The following is an 18,883-nucleotide window of genomic DNA, read 5'->3' on the forward strand; positions in this document are numbered from 1 at the left end:
GGTTTGCCGAGGTCGGGACGGTGTGGCAGGTGGGGGATGATCGGATTGTCGTCGGGATCCGTTGAGTTGGGGCGTGGTTGCCTGGTCTTCTGAGCGGGCGGGGTTTGCCGAGGTCGGGACGGTGTGGCAGGTGGGGGATGATCGGATTGTCGTCGGGATCCGTTGAGTTCGGGCGCGGTCGCCTGGCCTTCTGAGCGGGCGGGGTTCGCCGAGGCCGGAACCGTGCGGCAGGTGGGCGACGATCGCCGCGTCGTCGGGATCCGTTGCGTTGGGGTGCGGGGTTGCCTGGCCTTGAGTGGGCTGGGTTCGCTGAGACTGGGGCGGGGCTGCTGAGCTTCGGCGCGCGGGACACGCTCCGGCTGCTCGACCGCGGCACGGGCCAGGCCGCATCGAAGCAAGTTTCCGCGTTGCCCGGCCAGGCCGCCTAGCCGTCCCGCACGCGAATCCGATTTCGCCGACGAGCAGGTCCGGGCCGTCGATTCCGGGTGGCTTTTCGCGAGAAAAATTCGCGGCGCGCACCCTCCGATCCGGCATAGTTCCGGATGGGAATGGCAACACCCCTTCAGGGCGTGACGGGTAGCGAAGGGAATCGGCCGCCTCCTCGGCGAGCACCCCGGTTTTACCTGGTTGGGGTCCCCCTATGCGGTGATTCCTGGCTGGTGAACTCCCCGCCGTGGGGGAGAGCGCGGTACGAATTTCCCTGCCTGGTGTCGATGAACGCGGGTAAGCAGCTCGACAATTCCGTCCTTCTCCGTGGGAGCTTGTGTGATGGCCCGTCGTTCCGGATTCATGCGCTCCCGCGGGAAGCGCGCCGCCGCGGCACTCGCGGTGGTTTTCGCTGTGGGCGTCGCCAGTGCCGCGCCCGCGATGGGCGCGACCTTGCCGCCCAGCGTCAGTCCGGCGAGCCCGTCCTCGGCGCAAGCCAGCGCGGCAGCGGCACCAGCACCGGCAAGCCCGGCACCGTCCAGTTCAGCCGCCCCTGAGACGGGCCAATCGGCGGCAGCCGCCCCCGCTCCGACCAGCCCAGCACCCGCCACCGCAGCGCCGACCAGTTCAGCACCAGCCACCTCAGCACCAGCCGCGCCGCAGCCCAGGGCGGTCGAGCCCCGAGGCCTGGGCACCCCGCGGAAAATCGGCCCCGACCCGGCCTTCTCGACGGTCGCCCACGGCGCGATCACGATGGCGTCCAACTCGGTCGTCAGCTGCGGCCTCACCCCCACGGCCTGCGGGGAGACCGCCAACAACTCCAGCTACGGCTACTGGATCAAGAGCGACCCGTCGGCGCCGGGCAACACCGCGTCGAGCGCGAACCTGACCATCCCGTCCGGCGCGACCGTGCTGTCGGCCCGGCTCTACTGGCAGGTCAACCCGATCTCCTCGAACGCAGAATCCGGCGACCCCTCCCGCGCGAACCAGGTCGCGTTCAAGGCCCCGGGCTCCGCCTCCTACCAGCGCCTCACCGCCGACACCTACGACTGGTTCGACGCGCTGGGCAGCGGATTCCCGCAGATCACCGCGCACGCGGGCGTCAAGGACGTCACCGGGCTGGTCAAACAGGCCGGCGGCGGCTCCTACACGGTGGCCGACCTCCAGGCGTGCCGCGGCAACTCGGCCAACAGCGCCAGCAACCTCGGCTGCTGGGGCGGCTGGTCGCTGGTCGTGGCCTACGCGCTGGACACCGAGCCGCTGCGCTACCTGCAGGTCTGGGACGGTTTCGACGTCGTCCGCGCGGGCGGCAGCCCCACCTCGACGAACATCGACCTCAACGGCATCCGCACCCCGGCCGACCACCCGCCGACCGCCACCCTCGGGGTCGTGGTCGGCGACGGCGACGCCAACATCTCCGGCGACTACCTCGAATTCGGCCGCGACGCCGCGTCACTGCAGCGCCTGACGCTGCCCGCGCCCGGCGGCGCCAGCACGACCAACGCGTTCAGCAGCCGGATCGACCGGGTCACCGCGAGCGGCACCGGCGCCAATGTCGCCGACCGCACGCCGAATCCGGCCAACAACTTCGGCTACGACGCGCGCACGGTCGACGTCACCGGCAAGCTGCCCGCCGGCGCGGACCGGGCGCAGCTGAAGGTCGGGACCACCGGGGACGCGCTCTACCCGCAGACCGTCTGGCTGATGGCCGAGGCCAACGAGCCCAACCTGCAGATCGTCAAGACCAACGACCCCGAGGGCAACCTCCAGGAGCGCCCGCCGGGCTGGGTCGGGCGCGGCGGCGAGATCTCCTACGGGCTCGACGTCGCCAACCGCAACCCGGACGGCACCACCACCAACCTGGACACCGCGACCGGCGTGGTGGTCACCGACACGTTGCCCGCCGGAGTGTCCTATGTGGCCGGTTCGGACCCGCGATGCTCGGCGGCCGGCCAAGTCGTCACCTGCACTCTCCCCGATCTGGCCCCGGGACAGAGCACGCACGTCGGCTTCCGCGTCACCGTTTCGCCGACGGTCGCGCCCGGCACCCGTCTCGACAACACCGCGTCGGTGGTCTTCCAGGGCAAGCAGACCGGCCGCGAACAGAGCCGGACCAGCAACACTGTCCGCAACGTGGTCGCGGTGCCGGAGTACACGCTGACCAAGGTCGTCGACAAGGCGAACGCGCTGCCCGGCGACCAGTTGACCTACACCGTCACCCTGGACAACACCGGCAACCTGCCAGTGCCGCCGACCACCGTCACCGACACCCTCCCGCCCGGCACGACGTTCGTCAGCGCGGATACCACGAGCGGCGCCGTCACCGGCACCGGTCCGCTGCAATGGCGCACTGCGGCGATCCCGCCCGGCAGCCGGGTGACGATGACCGTGCACGCCAGGATCAACGACGCGACCGTCGGCGCCACGCTGATCAACCGCGCCAAGGTGACCGAAGGCCAGCCGCCGACGGTCCCGCCGGACCGGCAGTGCGCGGACGACGCCACGGCGTCCTGCGCGGAAACCGTTGTGCCCGGCACGAAAATCGAGATCGCCAAGACCGCCGACAAGGCTTCGGCGAATCCTGGCGACACGGTGAAGTACACCGTGGTCGTGCGCAACACCGGCCAGGTCGCGGCCCGCGGCGCGACGTTCACTGACGACCTGTCGAAGGTTCTCGACGATGCCGTTTACAACAACGACGCCGCTCCAGCCGCCCAGATCTCTTACACCGCGCCGAAACTGACTTGGACCGGAGATTTGGCGGTCGGCGCTTCGGCGACGATCACCTACAGCGTCACGGTGAAGAACCCCGATCCTGGCGATCACAAGCTGATCAACGCGATCACGTCGACCACTCCGGGCAACAACTGCGCGGCCGGTTCCGCTGATCCGCGTTGCGGCACAACGACTCCGGTGTCCGGCATCCGGATCAGCAAGACCGTGGATCCGGCCAGCGCCAAGCCCGGCGACACCGTGAAGTACACCGTGACTGTCGCGAACACCGGCCAGACTCCGTTGTCTGGTGCGACTTTCACTGACGACCTGTCGAAGGTGCTGGACGACGCGGCTTACAACGGCGATGCGTCGGCTTCGGTTGGTTCGGTGAGCTATGCGGCACCGCGGCTGACGTGGACCGGTGATGTTCCCATCGGCGGCACCGCGACGGTGACGTATTCGGTGAAGGTCAACCATCCCGACACCGGAGACCACAAGCTGGTCAACGCGATCACCTCGACCACTCCGGGCAATAACTGCGTCGCTGGTTCGACCGACCCGGGGTGCTCGACGACGACGCCGGTGTCCGGAATGCGGATCGAGAAGAAGGCCGACAAGCAGTCCGCGAATCCCGGCGACCAGGTGACCTACACGGTCGTCGTCGCGAACACCGGCCAAACTCCTTTGTCTGGCGCGACTTTCACCGACGACCTCTCGAAGGTGCTGGACGACGCGGCCTACAACGGCGATGCGTCGCCATCAGTGGGCTCGGTGGCTTACGCCGCGCCTCGGCTGACCTGGACGGGCGATCTGCCGGTGGGTGCTTCGGCGACGATCACCTACAGCGTCACGGTGAAAAATCCCGTTACCGGTGACCATAAACTGACTAACACGATCACGTCGACGACCCCGGGCGACAATTGTGTCGCGGGTTCGACCGACCCGGCGTGCTCGACCACGACGCCAGTGTCCGGAATCGAGTTCGTCAAGACCGTCGACAAGACCAGCGCCAACCCCGGCGATCCGGTCCGGTACACCGTGACCGTCCGGAACACCGGCCAGACTCCGTTGTCTGGTGCGACTTTCACCGATGATCTGTCGCAGGTGTTGGACGATGCTGTCTACAACAACGACGCCACTCCGGCTGCGCAGGTCTCCTACGCCGCACCGAAACTGACCTGGACCGGCGACCTGCCCGTCGGTGGCTCGGCGACGGTGACCTACAGCGTCACGGTGAAGAATCCCGTTACCGGCGACCATAAACTGATCAACACGATCACCTCCACGACGCCGGGCAACAACTGTGCGGCCGGATCCGCCGATCCCCGGTGCGGCACCACGACTCCGGTGTCCGGGATGCGGATCGCCAAGTCCGCCGACCGCGACCAGGTCGTGCCCGGCGACAAGGTGACCTACACGATCACCGTCACCAACACCGGTCAGACTCCATTGCCGGGCGCGACTTTTACCGATGATCTGTCGCAGGTGCTGGATGATGCTGTCTACAACAACGACGCCACTCCGGCTACGCAGATCTCCTACGCCGCACCGAAACTGACCTGGACCGGTGACCTCCCGATCGGCGGATCGGCGACCGTGAAGTACAGCGTCACCGTGAAGAATCCGGATCCCGGGGACAAGAAGCTCCACAACGTCGTCACGTCCTCGACGCCCGGCACCAACTGCCCTCCGGGTTCCACCGATCCGTCGTGCTCGACCACGACGCCGGGTAAGGAACTGACGATCGCCAAGACCGCGGACAAGCAGACCGCGAACCCGGGCGACAAGGTCACTTACACGGTGAAGGTGACCAACACCGGCCAGGTTCCGCTGCCGGACGCGAGCTTCACCGACGATCTGTCGCAGGTGCTGGACGACGCCTCCTACAACAACGACGCGTCTTCCTCGGTGGGCTCGACCGCTTACACGGCACCGCATTTGACGTGGACGGGCGATTTGCCGGTCGGTGCTTCGGCGACGGTGACCTACAGCGTCACCGTGCACAACCCGATCTCCGGCGACCACCAGCTGCGCAACACAGTCAGCACTCCGGTGCCCGGCAACTGCGAACCCGGGTCGACGGATCCGAAGTGCTCGACCGTGACGCCGCTGCCGGGGTTGACGATCTCCAAGTCGGTGGACAAACAGTCCGCGAATCCCGGCGACAAGGTCACGTACACGGTGACCGTGACGAATACCGGCAAGACTCCGTTGCCAGGCGCAACCTTTACTGACGATTTGTCGAAGGTGCTGGACGATGCTGCTTACGGCAACGACGCTTCGGCCTCGACCGGCTCGGTGACGTATGCCGCGCCTCGGTTGACGTGGACCGGCGACCTCCCGATCGGCGCTTCGGCGACCGTGACCTACAGCGTCACCGTGCACAATCCGGCCGGCGGCGATCACCGGCTGACGAACGTCGTCACGTCGGAGACTCCGGGCGGGAACTGCCCGCCGGGGTCGGCGGATCCGCGGTGCGGGACGACGACGCCGGTGTCCGGCATCGCGATCAGCAAGGCGGCGGACAAGTCGTCGGCGAAGCCCGGGGACAAGGTCACCTACACGGTGACTGTGGTGAACACGGGCCAGACTCCGTTGTCCGGCGCGACTTTCACTGATGACCTGGCGAAGGTTTTGGACGACGCCGCTTACAACAGCGACGCGACGGCCTCCGCGGGCGTGGTGACTTACGCCGCGCCTCGGCTGACGTGGACCGGCGACGTGACGGTCGGTGCTTCGGTGACGGTGACGTACAGCGTCACGGTGGCGAACCCGGTCAAGGGCGATCATCGGTTGACGAACGTGGTCACCTCCGATACTCCGGGGTCGAATTGCCTGCCGGGTTCGGCGGATCCGCGTTGTGGGACTACGACTCCGGTTGCGGGCTTGGAGATCTCGAAGGTTGCGGATAAGAAGGATGTCAAGCCGGGGGACAAGGTCACGTATACGGTGACGGTGCGGAACACCGGTCAGACTGTCCAAACGGGAGCGACATTTACCGACGATCTCTCGAAGGTGTTGGACGATGCCGCTTACGGCAACGATGGCTCGGCGTCGATCGGCTCGGTGACGTATGCCGCGCCTCGATTGACGTGGACCGGTGATTTGCCGATCGGTGCTACGGCGACGGTGACGTACAGCGTGACGGTGAACAATCCGGTCAAGGGCGATCACCAGTTGGCGAACGTGGTCACGTCGGAGACTCCGGGCGGGAACTGTCCTCCGGGTTCGACGGATCCGCGCTGTGGCACGAAGACTCCGGTCGCGGGTCTGGAGATCGCGAAGGTTGCGGACAAGAAGGATGTCAAGCCGGGCGAGAAGGTCACGTATACGGTGACGGTGCGGAACACCGGTCAGACTGTCCAAACGGGAGCGACGTTCACTGACGATCTCTCGAAGGTGCTTGACGATGCTGCTTATAACGGTGATGCGTCGGCGTCGATCGGCTCGGTGAGTTATTCGGCATCGCGGTTGACGTGGATTGGTGATTTGCCGATCGGTGCTACGGCGACGGTGACGTACAGCGTGACGGTGAACAATCCGGTCAAGGGCGATCACCAGTTGACGAACGTGGTGACCTCGGAGACTCCGGGCGGGAACTGTCCGCCGGGTTCGACGGATCCGCGCTGCGGGACCACGACTCCCGTCGCGGGTTTGGACATCACCAAGGTCGCGGACAAGAAGGACGCGAAGCCGGGCGACAAGGTCACCTACACCGTGACCGTGGCGAACACCGGCAAGACTCCGTTGTCCGGCGCGACTTTCACCGACGACCTGTCGAAGGTCCTCGACGACGCCGCCTACGACGGTGACGCGGCCGCCTCGCTCGGCTCGGTGAGCTATGCGGCCCCTCGGCTGACGTGGATCGGCGACCTCCCGGTCGGCGCGACCGTGACGGTCACCTACAGCGTCACCGTGAACAACCCGGTCAAGGGCGATTTCAAGCTCGCGAACGTGGTCACCTCGGACACTCCGGGCGGGAACTGTCCGCCGGGTTCGACGGATCCGCGCTGCGGCACCACGACTCCCGTCGCCGGTTTGGACATCACGAAGGTCGCGGACAAGAAGGACGTCAAGCCGGGGGACAAGGTCACGTACACGGTGACGGTGAAGAACACCGGCCAGACTGTCCAAACGGGAGCGACGTTCACCGACGATCTCTCGAAGGTGCTCGACGACGCCGCCTACGGCAACGACGCTTCGGCGTCGATCGGCTCCGTGACCTATGCCGAACCCCGGTTGACCTGGACCGGTGACGTCCCGGTTGGTGCGACCGCGACGGTCACCTACAGCGTCACGGTCAACAACCCGGTCAAGGGCGATCACACGCTGGCGAACGTCGTCACCTCGGACACTCCCGGCACGAACTGCCCGCCGGGCTCGAAGGATCCGAGGTGCGGGACGACGACGCCGGTCGCGGGGCTGATCCTGGCCAAGAAGGCGAGCGTCACCGAGGCGAAGGCAGGTGACCAGGTCACGTACACCGTCACCGCGACGAACACCGGCCAAACCGCGCTGAAGGACGCGACCTTCGCCGACGACCTGACCGGCGTCCTCGGCAACGCCGCCTACAACAACGACGCGACCGCTTCGACTGGCTCCGTGTCGTATGCGGCGCCCCGGTTGACGTGGACCGGCGACCTCCCGGTTGGTGCGACCGCGACCGTCACCTACAGCGTGAAGGTCAAGACCCCGATCGGCGACGGACAGAGCCTGCGCAACGTCATTTCCTCGACGACACCCGGCACCAACTGCCCGGACGCGTCCGCCGACCCGCGGTGCAAGACGACCACGCCGCTCACGAAGACCCCGCCGACGCCGCCGACCCCGCCGACAGTCCCGCCGACGCCGCCGGTTCAGCCCCCGCCGCCGAACCCGCCCCTGGCGTGGACCGGCGTGGTGCTGATCCCGGTGGGAATCGTGGCGATCGCCCTGCTCGCCGGCGGAGGCGCGCTGCTGCTGATCTCGCGCCGCCGAAGGTCCCAACGCTGACCGCCCGCCGACACGCGGCTCCCTGCTCCGGGAGAGGTCCGTGAAGGGCTCCTTGAGGGAATCAGATTCTCTCAAGGAGCCCTTCACGGACATCCGTAGCGCCGGGCCAGGAAGAACCCGCGCACCGTTCGACCCCGGTGCCTGCTGCCGAGAAAGCCTGCAACCGGCGGAAGCCCTTGCCGCAAGACCGCTGGGCTGGCTGCTCGGCGACAGGTCGCGGCTCGGTGTTCGGCCTGCTTGAGGGTTCGGTGGCTCGGGGCAACGAGCGGCTCGGGGAGTGTTCGCGGTTGAGCGCACCGGAGCTGCTTGAGGATTTGGCGGCTCGGGGCAATGAGTTGTTCGCGGCTCGGCGCACCGGAGCTGCTGGACGATTGGCGGCTCGGCGAAACGAGCTGCTCGGCGACCGTCTGCGGCTCAGTGCACCGAGCCGCTGGACGTTTCGGCGCTGGCGCGAGTTGCTTCGACTGGTGCGGCGGTCCCGACGGCAGGTAGTCCGGGGTAACGCCGGGCCGCCTTCAGCCGAAGCCTCGCGAGCGAGTCGGTGGCGGCTCGCCCCGCGAGGGCTCAGCCAGCACGGCGGCACTGACCTCAGCCAGCCTCGCCGGAAACCGCAGGCCGCGGACGACGAGAACAGCAGGCCTCACCCAAGAGAGGTATCGCCATAACCCTGGGAAGCAAGGCGCCGGAGCCGCCCATCGACCCCGGCGCCTTACCGGATCAGCCCTTCAACAGCCCCTGCATCTCGGCGATCTCCGCCTGCTGAGCGTCGACAATCCGCCGCGCCAGCGACTTCGCTCCGGCATCCGCGCCCTGGGCGAGCTCCGTCTTCGCCATCTCGACCGCGCCCTGATGGTGCTTGACCATCAGGTCCAGCCACGACCGGTCGAATTCCGGGCCCTTCGCGGCGTCCAGGCTCTTCATGTCGGCGTCCGACATCATCCCGGTCATCGAGTGGTCTCCGGACATCTCGTGGCCGCCGGGCATGGAGTGGCTGGCGGGCGCCGCGCCCCAGGCGGTCAGCCAGCCTTGCATCTGGCGGATTTCCGGGTCCTGCGCCCGGTCGATCCGGCCGGCCAGGTCGACGACCTTCGGGTCGCTGCTGCGCGACGGCACCATTTTCGCCATCTCGAGCGCCTGCTGGTGGTGCGGGATCATCTGCTGGGCGAACGTGACATCAGCGGCGTTGTGCCCAGCCTGCGCGCCGGGAGCAGGGGATTCCGGACTGCCGCAGGCACCGAGCAGGAGCGAAGCGGCCAGCACGGCGCCGCTGAAAAAGATTTTGCGCATGGAAAAACCTTCTCTCAAAAGGAAAATTGCGAAAAAGACCGGAGCTGGAGCTGCCGATCAGGTGCGCAACACACAGAGAGAAGTCAAGACAAGCCGGCCTCGTCTGTCGGGCGGCCGGTCGGCGGCGGGGGAGCCGCGCGTGCCGTCGAAAACCGTCTTCACGGCGGTGTAACGGCGGAAGGCCAGCAGGCCCATTACGAGCGCGCCGACTGCGTACAGGACCGCCAGGCAGAGGTGCAGCATCGAGTGTTCGCCGGCGGGCATGCCGGAGTCCGCGGCGACGTCGTGTGATGCGACGACGGACATCTGGCTCGTCATGGCATGTCCGGCGCCAGGGGAGGGCACGTGGTGCATCACGGCGATGCCCAGCGCCAGCGCGAACAGCAGCAGCACCCGCTGCACGCTGCCGAGCCGGGACGTCGCCATGGGACCGACCCTACCGGGCGTCGGCGAACCGGCGCGGGGCGGACAAACCGGTCACGCTGAGTGGTCGGCCGGAGGGTCTAGTACTGGAAGTTGAACCTTCACTCAAGCAGGTTCCAGCCCGTGGCGCCGAGGCTGCCCCCGCTCGCCCGGGACGCGGGTGTGCTACTAGGTTCGAGGGGGCAAGACTTGATGTCGAAGACAGAAGGAGGGCCCCATGGCCCGGTACGAGCTGCCCGAACTCGACTACGACTACGGTGCCCTCGCGCCGCACATCTCCGGCGAGATCAACGAGCTGCACCACAGCAAGCACCACGCCGCCTACGTCAAGGGCGCGAACGACACCCTCGACAAGATCGCCGCCGCGCGCGACGCCGGCGACTTCGGCGGCATCGTGGGCCTGGAGACCACCCTGGCGTTCAACCTGGCCGGGCACGCCAACCACGTGGTGTGGTGGAAGATCCTGTCGCCGGAGGGCGGGGACAAGCCGACCGGCGAGCTGGCGGCGGCGATCGACGAGGCGTTCGGGTCGTTCGACAAGTTCAAGGCCCAGTTCACCGCGGTGTCGACGACGATCCAGGGCAACGGGTGGGGCGCTCTGTCGTGGGACCCGATCGGCAAGACGCTGATCACCCAGCAGCTGCGCGACCACCACAACAACCTGATCCTGCCGACCACGCCGATCCTGCTGGTCGACGTGTGGGAGCACGCGTTCTACCTGGACTACAAGAACGTGAAGCCGGACTACGTCAACGCCCTGTGGAACATCTTCAACTGGGCCGAGATCTCCAAGCGCTTCGACAACGCCGTCGCCGGCGGCAACGGCCTCCTGCTCGGCTGAGCCCGACGCACTGAGGCACCGGAAACGGGGTCCGGCCCACGCGGCCGGGCCCCGTTTCGCATTCCGTGGCGGAAATAGTCGCCCGGGTGGGGGAAATCGCTGCGGCAAATGTCGGGAACTGCTGGTCCATCGGCACTCCGCCGCGGCGCGCTAACCGGGCAGGCAGGCCGCGCAGTCTGGATCCGGCGGCCTCCGCGCGGGCACGGCGCGCATCCGGCGAATGCGCACGCCCGATCGGCGAGACGATTTGTCTCGCTTTCGCGGTCGCGCCGTGAACTGTCTGTAGACGGACCACCTGATTCAGCGAGATTCGCTCGCATTCGGTGGGTTCTTTCCCCGAACGGAAAACGCGCCTGGACAGCGGCGGATCGGCGCGGCACTCTGGAAGCGCAACCATGTCGGGGGGCAGGGGGAGCACATGGCGTTGCGCATTCATTTCACCGACGACGATTTCGGCCGGACGAGGCGGCGCACCGGCCCCGATCCGCTGTGGGAACTGGTGCTGAGCCTCACGGCGCTGCAGAGCCGCCGTCCGGCGAGCGGACTGCGGGTCTGGTCCGCCCGCGCCCGCAAGCAACTTCGCAGAGAGAGCCTGCTTCCGCAACCCCGTCCGGGGTCCGCGCTGGAGATCCGCGCCCGGGCGGTGAAGGCGCTGCCGCCCGGCGGGGGCCGCGGCGAACCGGCCGTCCGGCGCGCGGGGGCGCTGGGGCGGCCGGAGCGGCGGCAGATCGGCCCGGTCGCGGGAGACGGCCTCGTGCACGTCCCGAAAACGAGGCTGCGCGCGGATCTCCAGACGTTTTTCGTGCACGGGGTCGCGCCCTCGTGGGTGGGGGAGCTGGCCGACGGGGCCCGCGCTCTGCTCGGGTCGGCGCTCACGTCGTACGGCACGGCCCGGCAGGCTCCGATGTGGCCGTCCGCCGGCAACACCCGCGCCGCGGCGCCGATCCGCTGGGAGGGCCCGGAGCCGTCCGCGGACCGCAGTGTCTACTTCGGAGGCTTGCTCGTGATCCCGGCTTATTTCCGGGTCGTGGAACCGGATCCGGCGACCGGACCAGAGCCGCCGGTGGTCTGGGGCCTGCCCGGCGAGCGCGCGATTCCGGCGGACGGCGCCGTGCCGGACCCGCTGCCGGACCTGCTCGGCGCCACCCGGGCCCGCGCGCTGCATGCGCTGGCCGTTCCGCGGTCGACGGCCGAACTGGCCGGGGAGATCGGCGTGACGCCGGTGGCGGCGGGCAAGCACGCGGGAGTTCTGCGTCGCGCGGGATTGGTGGAGAGCCAACAAGACGGGAACACGGTTCGGCACGCGGTGACGTCCACCGGGCAGGCATTGCTGAGCGCGTCCGGTGGGTGACGGGGAATGATCGCGCGCCCGGAGGAATCTCACGTACTGCCGGAAGACAGCGGCGAGAAACCACGCGGCGCGGGCGATCGGGAATGGAACACCGCGGCGCGGCGGTGAACCGGTGCTCGAGAGTCGCTGTTCGCGTCCGGGTTGCTTCCGTGTGGCGTTACCCACGAATGAGTGAAAAGAACGGGTGAAACCGGGCGTCGCTTGCCCGTCGCGGGCGCCTTTTCCTGCGACTTGGGCACATTTGTCCGCAAACACTGCCGTGCTCGCGGTTTTCCCGGCATTCTCTAGAGCATGGCTTCTGGTGGTTTCCGCGCGTCCGCGCCGCGCGGTCGCGTGTTCCTCCTTCCCGTCCTGGCCGCGGCCGTCGCGGTCTCGGCGGTGGCCGGGGTCTGGCTGGGCCTGTGGATCCACCGCCAGGGCGCCGGAGCGATCGACCGCGCGCCCGGCCGGTCCGTCATGGCCGCCGTCGCACCCGAGTCCGGTGCGCTGCGCGGGACCGAGGGCACCGCGATGCCCGACACCCGGCGCGTCACGTGGACCGCCCCGGACGGCGGCACCGAGGAAGCCAACATCCCGCTGCGCTCGGACCCGGCGGCGCGCGGCCTGACGCGGGTCCGCGTCGATGCGCGGGGGCAGCTGCGGTCGTCGTCTCCGGACCGGATCGACGTGCTGTCGGTTTCGGTGATCACGACGGTCGCTTGGGAGCTGGTCACGGCGATCGCGGGGTTCGCGCTGTTCCGTCGTTTCGGGCGCGGGCGCGGGCGCGTCGCCGCCTGAGGGCGCTTTCCCCGCCGCGCCAGCAGTTTCAGGCCGGGGCGGGCGTCAGCGCCAGTGGCAGCGGTAGAACCAGATGATCGCCAGCGGGATCGCCGTCGTGAGCACCGCGCCCACCGCGATCGGCGGGGCGGAATCCATGCCGAAGCCGACCACGAGCGTGACCAGGCCGGTGAGGAACACGCTGAGCACGCCGAGCGCGGCCGCGGCGAAGGTCATCACCGGCATCGGGCGGAACTTCTCGAACCGGCGGGCAAGGCGCGGACTTTCCTGGGCGAGGCATCGTTCGATCTCGTCCAGCTGATGTTGTTCGTGGTCGCGCAGCGCCATCGTCCGCTCCGCCCGTCGACCTGGCCGAAACTTCTCCGCTGATTCTGCCACGAAAAACGGCCGGAAACCGGGGTCGCGTTCAACTCGAGGCCTCGCGGGGGATCCGGGGCGCGACGGCCGAGGGGCGCGAAATCCGTTCGGAATCCGCTGAGCGGGGGCGGCCCGCCGCGTCCGGCGAGCGGGCCGCCCCGGGGCTCAGTCTCGGCGCCGGCCGCCCACGATGAGCCGGTAGCCGGTCAGGATGACCAGCGCGCCGAGCACCGCGAGACCCCACGTGCGCAGGTCGAAGAACGTCCCGAGCTGGGTGTGGAACAGCGTTTTGCCGATCCAGCCGCCCACGAACGCGCCTCCGATCCCGAGCAGGATGGTGATGATGCAGCCGCCCGGGTCCTTGCCCGGCATGAGGGCCTTCGCGATCAACCCGGCGATCAGGCCCAGCACGATCCAGCTGACAACGCCCACGTCGGTCCTCTCCTCGGTACGGCGGCGGCCCGTCGGGCCGCCCCTGGCGGGACCAGGATGGCATGGTCCGTACGGGTGGCGCGCGCCAGAGCCAGGGCTACTGTGCGTAGCCTCACCGGGAGTCAGCGGCGGAGCGCGGTTTCCGAGTCCATGTGCGACAGCTTCGCCGGATTCCGCACCGCGTACAGGCCGGTGATCTTGCCGTCGTCGATGCGCAGCGTGAGCACGGTGTCGACCTCGCCGTCGAGCGTCAGCACCAGCGCCGGGTGCCCGTTGACCTGCGTCGGACGCAGCGGCGCGGGGAGCCGGACGTGCCCGGCGGTCAGCAGGCGCGCGACCTTGTCCGCGCCGACGATCGGCCGCGGCACCGCCTGCTTCACTCCGCCGCCGTCGCCGAGGAAGACGACGTCCGGCGCGAGCAGGTCGAGCAGTCCCTGCAGATCGCCGGTCTCGACGGCCTGCTGGAACGCGGTGAGCGCGCCGCGGGTCTCGGCGGGCGTGACGTCGCCGCGCGGACGGCGGGCGGACACGTGCGACCGCGCCCGGTGCCCGATCTGGCGCACCGCGGCCGGGGTTTTGCCGACAGCTTCGGCGATTTCGTCGTAAGGCACGTCGAAGACCTCGCGCAGCACGAACACCGCGCGCTCGGTCGGCTTCAGCGTTTCGAGCACCAGCAGCATCGCCATCGACACGCTGTCGGCCAGTTCGACGTCTTCGGCGACGTCCGGCGCGGTGAGCAGCGGCTCGGGCAGCCAGGTCCCGATGTAGGACTCCTTGCGCCTGCCGAGCGTGCGCAGCCGGGTCAGCGCTTGGCGGGTCGTGATCCGGACCAGGTACGCGCGGTGTTCGCGGATCTCGCCGAGGTTGACGCCCGCCCACTTCAGCCAGGTTTCCTGCAGCACGTCCTCGGCGTCGGCGGCCGAGCCGAGCATTTCGTAGGCCACGGTGAACAGCAGGTTCCGGTGGGCGAGGAAGGTCTCGGTGGCGAGGTCCGGGCTCGCTTCGCCGGGCGCTGTCATGGGTGGCTCCTTCGCGTTCTGGGGACGATCGCCCATAGGACGCCGGCCGCCGGGAGTTTGTGACATCACGTCCGGCGCGCGGTGACGAGCCACGCCCGAGCGTCGAACCAGACGCCGTCGCGGCCGTGGTGCTCCGTCATTTCGCCGCGCAGCCGGGCAAGGGCTCGGTCTTTGTCGCCGGCAGCACGGGCGGCGAGCAGGTCGCTCGCTTCGCGGAGCTGGAGCACCGCGTCGAGCGCCGCGGCGGGATCGGGGCCGTACCAGAGCGGTTCGCGCACGTCGGCCAGCTCGACATCGGCGAATCCGTTCGCGGTGAGGACACTTCGGACAGTCGCGAGATCGGCGAGGGAGAAGGCGTCGCCGGGCGCGGTGCCGTCCGGCGGATCGGCCTCGGCGAGCGAGCGGTGAATCGCGGTGACCCATTCCTGGCGGCGCCGCTCCTGCCAGACCAGTTGCACGAGCCGCGCCCCGGGCCGCAGCGCGCGGGCGATGTTGGCGAACGCGGCGGCCGGATCCTCGAAGAACATCGTGCCGAACCGGCTCAGCCCGAGGGTGAACGCGGCCGGCGGGAACGGATGGACCTGCGCGTCCGCCCGGGCGAACCGGAGGTTGGGCAGGTCCGCGGCCGCTCGCTCGGCGCGGGCGAGCATCGGGGCGGACAGGTCGACTCCCAGCGCGCTGCCGCGAATCGCGCGCCGAGCGGCGGCGCGGGTGGTCTGCCCGGCGCCGCAGCCGAGGTCGAGGACGTGGTCGTCCGGCTGGACGTCGGCGGCCTCGCGCAGATGCCGGTCGTAGCGGCGCAGTTCCGCGTCGTAGTGGAAGTCCCCCATGGGATGCGAGGGTACTGGGAAGGACCACGGACGGAGAGGAGCTCGCGACGATGGCGGAGCGGGGAACGGACTGGCTGCGGCGGACGTGGGACAAGGCCGCGCCGCGGTACGACCGCGACATCGCGTGGGTCGAGCGGGCGCTGCTCGCCGACGGCCGCGAGTGGGTGTGCGGGCAGGCTTCGGGGGAGGTGCTGGAGGTCGCCGTCGGGACCGGCCGGAATCTGTCGTTGTACCCGCCGGACGTGCGCCTGACCGGGATCGACCTCAGCCCGTCGATGCTGGATCTCGCGCGAAGCCGGGCCGCTTCGCTCGGGCGCGAGGCGACGCTGACCGAGGCCGACGCGCAGTCCCTTCCGTTCCCGGACGGCTCGTTCGACACGGTCGTCTGCACGCTGGGCCTGTGCGGCGTCCCGGACGAACGCGCCGCGCACGCGGAGATGCACCGGGTGCTGCGGGCGGACGGGCGGCTGTTGCTGCTGGACCACGTCGGCAGCGACCGGTGGTTCGTTCTTGCCGTGCAGCGGCTGGCGGAAAAGCTGACGGTGTGGCAGCTGGGGGATTACCTGACCCGCCGGCCGCTGCCGTTGCTCGCGGCGGCGGGGTTCGCGGTGGAGCGGGCGGAGCGGAGCAAGGCCGGGATTGTCGAGCGATTGGCGGCGCGGAAGGCCGCCTAGTCCTGTACGGTCGTATTGTACGTTCGTATAGGAGGGTTCGGATGGACGGCAAATGGGGGCACGTCGTGGTCGGCATGCTGATGGTGGTCGTCGGCGCGGTGTTGTACTTCGTGTTCCACGACGTCGAGACGCCGGTGGTCGGGCTGCGGCAGGTCGGCGTGGTGGTGGGAGTGATCGGGATTCTCGATTTGATCGCCGTCGCGTGGCGGGCGCGCGCGGGGGCGTCTCGGCGGTGAAGCGGGCTGCCCATGTGCTCGATGCTGTGCTGGAGGTGTTGGCAGAGCAGGGAATCGGCGCGCTGAGCGTGCGGACGGTCGCCGCGGCGGCGGGCGTTTCTCCGGCGCAGGTGCAGTACTACTACCGGACGAAGAGCGACCTCGTGCGCGCCGGTTTCGAGTACGCTGGGGAGCAGTTCCTGGCGGAAATCGAAGCGGCGCAACCGAAATCGATCGCCGGGTATGTCGAACTGTGGCTGCCGCTGGACGAACCGCGCTCCCGGCGGGCCCGGGTGTGGCTCGCGTACGCGGCGGCGGCCGTGGTGGATCCGGTGCTGCGGAAGGAAAACGCGAAGCTCGATCGTGAGCTGCGGCAGTGGTATGTCCACGCCGGACTGTCCGAGGACGTGGCGGCGCAGGTGTTCGCGATGATCGACGGCGTGACGCTGCAGTGTCTCTCGCTGCCGCTGGCGGACCGTCGCGTGCTGGCGGACCGGACGGTCGGCGCGTTCCTCGCTTCGCTACCTCGCCCGATGTAACACGTGATACATTCGCCACTGTGGCAGACGACAAGTGGCTGGTGCTGGTGGTGCGCGTGCCGTCCGGACCGTCGCGGCATCGGGTCGCCGTGTGGCGCGAGCTGCGGCGGGTCGGCGCACTGTCGCTCGGACAGGGCGCCTGGGCGGTGCCGGACGTGCCCGGGTTCGCCGGCGGCGTCGCGCGGGTCGCCGAGCTGGCCGAACGCGGCGAGGGCGAGGTGATCACGCTCGACGCCGCCGAACGGGACGGTTCGCGGCTGGTGCAGCTGTTCACTGCCGATCGGGAAGAGGAGTGGACGGAATTCCTGGCCGACTGCGGGAAGTTCGACGCCGAGATCGACAAGGAAATCCGGATCGGCAAGTTCACGATGGCCGAGCTGGAGGAGGAAGAGCAAAGCCTCGAGCGGTTGCGGCGCTGGTACCGGGATTTGAAGGCCCGGGACGTGTTCGGCGCGCCTTCGGCCGGGGAGGCGGAGCAGCGGTTGAAGCACTGTGCGGAGCGGCTTGCCGAGTACACCGAGCGGGTTTTCGAAGCCCTGCACCAGATGTGAGGGCTTCGGGTGGGTACGAACGCGGCTGGAGCCGGTGTGGTTGTTCGCCGACCGCGTCGGGCGGGTTGGCTGGTTGCGCCGCGGTGGTGAGGGGATGGGTCGTGGTGAGTTGAGCGTGGCTCGGGATGGCGTGCGGCTGTTCGCCGACTGCTCCGGGCGGATTTTCCAGTCCCCGCGACAGAGGTGAGAGTTTCGCATGAGTTCCGCTGAGCTGCGTCCGCTGTACGCCGCCGGGTTCGTCACCGCCTTCGGGGCGCACAGCATCGCCGCCAGCCTGGGTGCCTACACGCACGGCGATTCCCTGCTGACCTTGGGACTGCTGCTCGCGGTCTACGACGGGGCCGAGGTCGTGCTCAAGCCGGTGTTCGGGTCGCTGGCCGACCGGATCGGACCGCGGCCGGTGCTGCTTGGCGGGTTGCTGGCGTTCGCGCTCGCGTCGGCGGCCTTTGTCGTCGCGGGGAATCCGGCGGCGGTGGGGTTGGCGCGGTTCGGTCAGGGCGCGGCCGCGGCGGCCTTCTCGCCTGCGGCCGGGGCGCTGGTCGCGCGGTTGTCGCCGGAGAAACGGCAGGGGCGGGCGTTCGGCGGTTACGGTGCTTGGAAGAGCGTCGGCTACACGCTCGGCCCGTTGCTCGGCGGCGTGCTGATCATGCTGGGCGGGTTTTCCTTGCTGTTCGGCACTCTCGCGGTGCTGGCTTTCGCCGTCGCGGGATGGGCGGCGCTAGTGGTGCCCTCGCCGGAGCCATTGCCGCGCCAGCGGCAGACTGTGCTCGACCTCGCCCGACGGCTGGCCGAGCCCGGGTTCGTGCGGCCGACCGCGGTGCTGGCCGGGACGACCGCAGCGCTCGCGGTCGGCATCGGATTCCTGCCGGTGACCGGGGCGGCGAGCGGGCTCGGCACGGTCGCGACCGGTGCGGTGGTGTCGGTGCTGGCGTTGTGTTCCGCGCTGGTGCAGCCGTGGGCCGGCCGGCTCCGCGACGCCGGCCGGATTCCCGACGGGCCGGGAATGGCCGGCGGGTTGCTGCTGACCGCGGCCGGATTGGCGTTGGGGGCGCTGATCCCGGGGATCGCGGGGGTGCTGGCCGCGGCGGTCGCGATCGGAGCCGGGGTCGGGGTGGCGACGCCGATCGGGTTCGCGCATCTGGCCGGCGCCGCGCCCAAGGAACGGCTCGGCCAGACGATGGGCGCGGCTGAGGTCGGCCGCGAACTGGGCGACGCGGGCGGACCGTTGCTGGTCGGCGCGATCGCCTCGGCGGCGACGCTGGGCGCGGGCTTCGGCGGGCTGGCTGCGGCGCTGGCGGTGATTGGACTGGCGGTGGCTGGCTTCCGAAAGCCGTGAAGGGAACCCTGAGGGACTCAGAGTCCCTCAGAGGGTGTTGTGGAACCTGGTGTTCGGTTCGGTGTGTCGGCTGTGGTAGCGGCGTGGCGATGGTGATCATCGGGTCGGGTGTGCGTCT

At 69.2% G+C, this 18,883-nt stretch carries 16 protein-coding genes; 9 read left to right on the forward strand and 7 right to left on the reverse strand.

Annotated elements, in window-relative coordinates; all coding sequences use genetic code 11:
• Positions 1-892 precede the first annotated feature (892 nt).
• Positions 893-1,075 carry a hypothetical protein gene (locus tag ACFXI3_RS43635; protein ID WP_378407814.1) on the reverse strand — a complete coding sequence of 61 codons (183 nt, stop codon included), beginning with the start codon at positions 1,073-1,075 and terminating at the stop codon, positions 893-895.
• A gap of 104 nt (positions 1,076-1,179) precedes the next feature.
• Here ACFXI3_RS43635 and ACFXI3_RS43640 point away from each other — a divergent pair, with 104 nt between their 5' ends.
• On the forward strand, positions 1,180-8,133 hold the full coding sequence (locus tag ACFXI3_RS43640; protein ID WP_378407816.1) for a hypothetical protein: 6,954 nt from the start codon (positions 1,180-1,182) through the stop codon (positions 8,131-8,133).
• A gap of 717 nt (positions 8,134-8,850) precedes the next feature.
• Here the strand turns inward: ACFXI3_RS43640 and ACFXI3_RS43645 are convergent.
• On the reverse strand, positions 8,851-9,420 hold the full coding sequence (locus ACFXI3_RS43645; RefSeq protein WP_378407817.1) for a DUF305 domain-containing protein: 570 nt from the start codon (positions 9,418-9,420) through the stop codon (positions 8,851-8,853).
• Positions 9,421-9,477: 57 nt separating this feature from the next.
• Entirely contained in the window at positions 9,478-9,846 is a 369-nt protein-coding gene (locus tag ACFXI3_RS43650; protein WP_378407819.1) for a hypothetical protein, read from the reverse strand.
• Positions 9,847-10,060: 214 nt separating this feature from the next.
• Here ACFXI3_RS43650 and ACFXI3_RS43655 point away from each other — a divergent pair, with 214 nt between their 5' ends.
• From ACFXI3_RS43655 to ACFXI3_RS43665, 3 genes are all read left to right on the forward strand, one after another.
• The gene (locus tag ACFXI3_RS43655; RefSeq protein ID WP_370938150.1) at positions 10,061-10,684 is read left to right on the forward strand and encodes a superoxide dismutase; all 624 of its coding nucleotides are present in this window, start codon (positions 10,061-10,063) and stop codon (positions 10,682-10,684) included.
• A 418-nt stretch (positions 10,685-11,102) separates the two neighbouring features.
• On the forward strand, positions 11,103-12,035 hold the full coding sequence (locus ACFXI3_RS43660) for a hypothetical protein (protein ID WP_378407821.1): 933 nt from the start codon (positions 11,103-11,105) through the stop codon (positions 12,033-12,035).
• A gap of 291 nt (positions 12,036-12,326) precedes the next feature.
• Positions 12,327-12,812 (forward strand): hypothetical protein, encoded by a 486-nt coding sequence (locus ACFXI3_RS43665; protein ID WP_378407823.1) that lies wholly within the window; start codon positions 12,327-12,329, stop codon positions 12,810-12,812.
• Between the two features lie 45 nt (positions 12,813-12,857).
• Here ACFXI3_RS43665 and ACFXI3_RS43670 read toward each other — a convergent pair whose 3' ends face one another.
• The 4 genes from ACFXI3_RS43670 to ACFXI3_RS43685 form a co-directional block, all read right to left on the reverse strand.
• Entirely contained in the window at positions 12,858-13,139 is a 282-nt protein-coding gene (locus tag ACFXI3_RS43670; protein ID WP_344264210.1) for a DUF3040 domain-containing protein, read from the reverse strand.
• A gap of 195 nt (positions 13,140-13,334) precedes the next feature.
• The gene (locus tag ACFXI3_RS43675; RefSeq protein WP_009077073.1) at positions 13,335-13,601 is read right to left on the reverse strand and encodes a GlsB/YeaQ/YmgE family stress response membrane protein; all 267 of its coding nucleotides are present in this window, start codon (positions 13,599-13,601) and stop codon (positions 13,335-13,337) included.
• Positions 13,602-13,723: 122 nt separating this feature from the next.
• Entirely contained in the window at positions 13,724-14,620 is an 897-nt protein-coding gene (locus ACFXI3_RS43680; RefSeq protein WP_344264228.1) for an RNA polymerase sigma-70 factor, read from the reverse strand.
• Positions 14,621-14,685: 65 nt separating this feature from the next.
• Entirely contained in the window at positions 14,686-15,450 is a 765-nt protein-coding gene (locus ACFXI3_RS43685; protein WP_378407826.1) for a class I SAM-dependent methyltransferase, read from the reverse strand.
• A 50-nt stretch (positions 15,451-15,500) separates the two neighbouring features.
• Here ACFXI3_RS43685 and ACFXI3_RS43690 point away from each other — a divergent pair, with 50 nt between their 5' ends.
• The 5 genes from ACFXI3_RS43690 (at position 15,501) to ACFXI3_RS43710 (ending at position 18,765) form a co-directional block, all read left to right on the forward strand.
• Positions 15,501-16,124 (forward strand): class I SAM-dependent methyltransferase, encoded by a 624-nt coding sequence (locus ACFXI3_RS43690; RefSeq protein WP_378407828.1) that lies wholly within the window; start codon positions 15,501-15,503, stop codon positions 16,122-16,124.
• Between the two features lie 41 nt (positions 16,125-16,165).
• Entirely contained in the window at positions 16,166-16,360 is a 195-nt protein-coding gene (locus tag ACFXI3_RS43695; protein ID WP_378407830.1) for a hypothetical protein, read from the forward strand.
• Positions 16,361-16,386: 26 nt separating this feature from the next.
• Positions 16,387-16,878 (forward strand): TetR/AcrR family transcriptional regulator, encoded by a 492-nt coding sequence (locus ACFXI3_RS43700; protein WP_378407831.1) that lies wholly within the window; start codon positions 16,387-16,389, stop codon positions 16,876-16,878.
• A gap of 20 nt (positions 16,879-16,898) precedes the next feature.
• Complete coding sequence (locus tag ACFXI3_RS43705) at positions 16,899-17,429, forward strand: Chromate resistance protein ChrB (protein ID WP_378407833.1); 531 nt, start codon at positions 16,899-16,901, stop codon at positions 17,427-17,429.
• 196 nt (positions 17,430-17,625) lie between these two features.
• Positions 17,626-18,765: an MFS transporter gene (locus ACFXI3_RS43710; protein WP_378407835.1), complete on the forward strand. Its 1,140-nt coding sequence runs from the start codon at positions 17,626-17,628 to the stop codon at positions 18,763-18,765.
• The last annotated feature ends 118 nt before the right edge of the window (positions 18,766-18,883 follow it).

It is taken from the genome of Amycolatopsis sp. NPDC059235 (genome assembly GCF_042754125.1).
Taxonomy (GTDB): Bacteria; Actinomycetota; Actinomycetes; order Mycobacteriales; family Pseudonocardiaceae; genus Amycolatopsis; species Amycolatopsis albidoflava.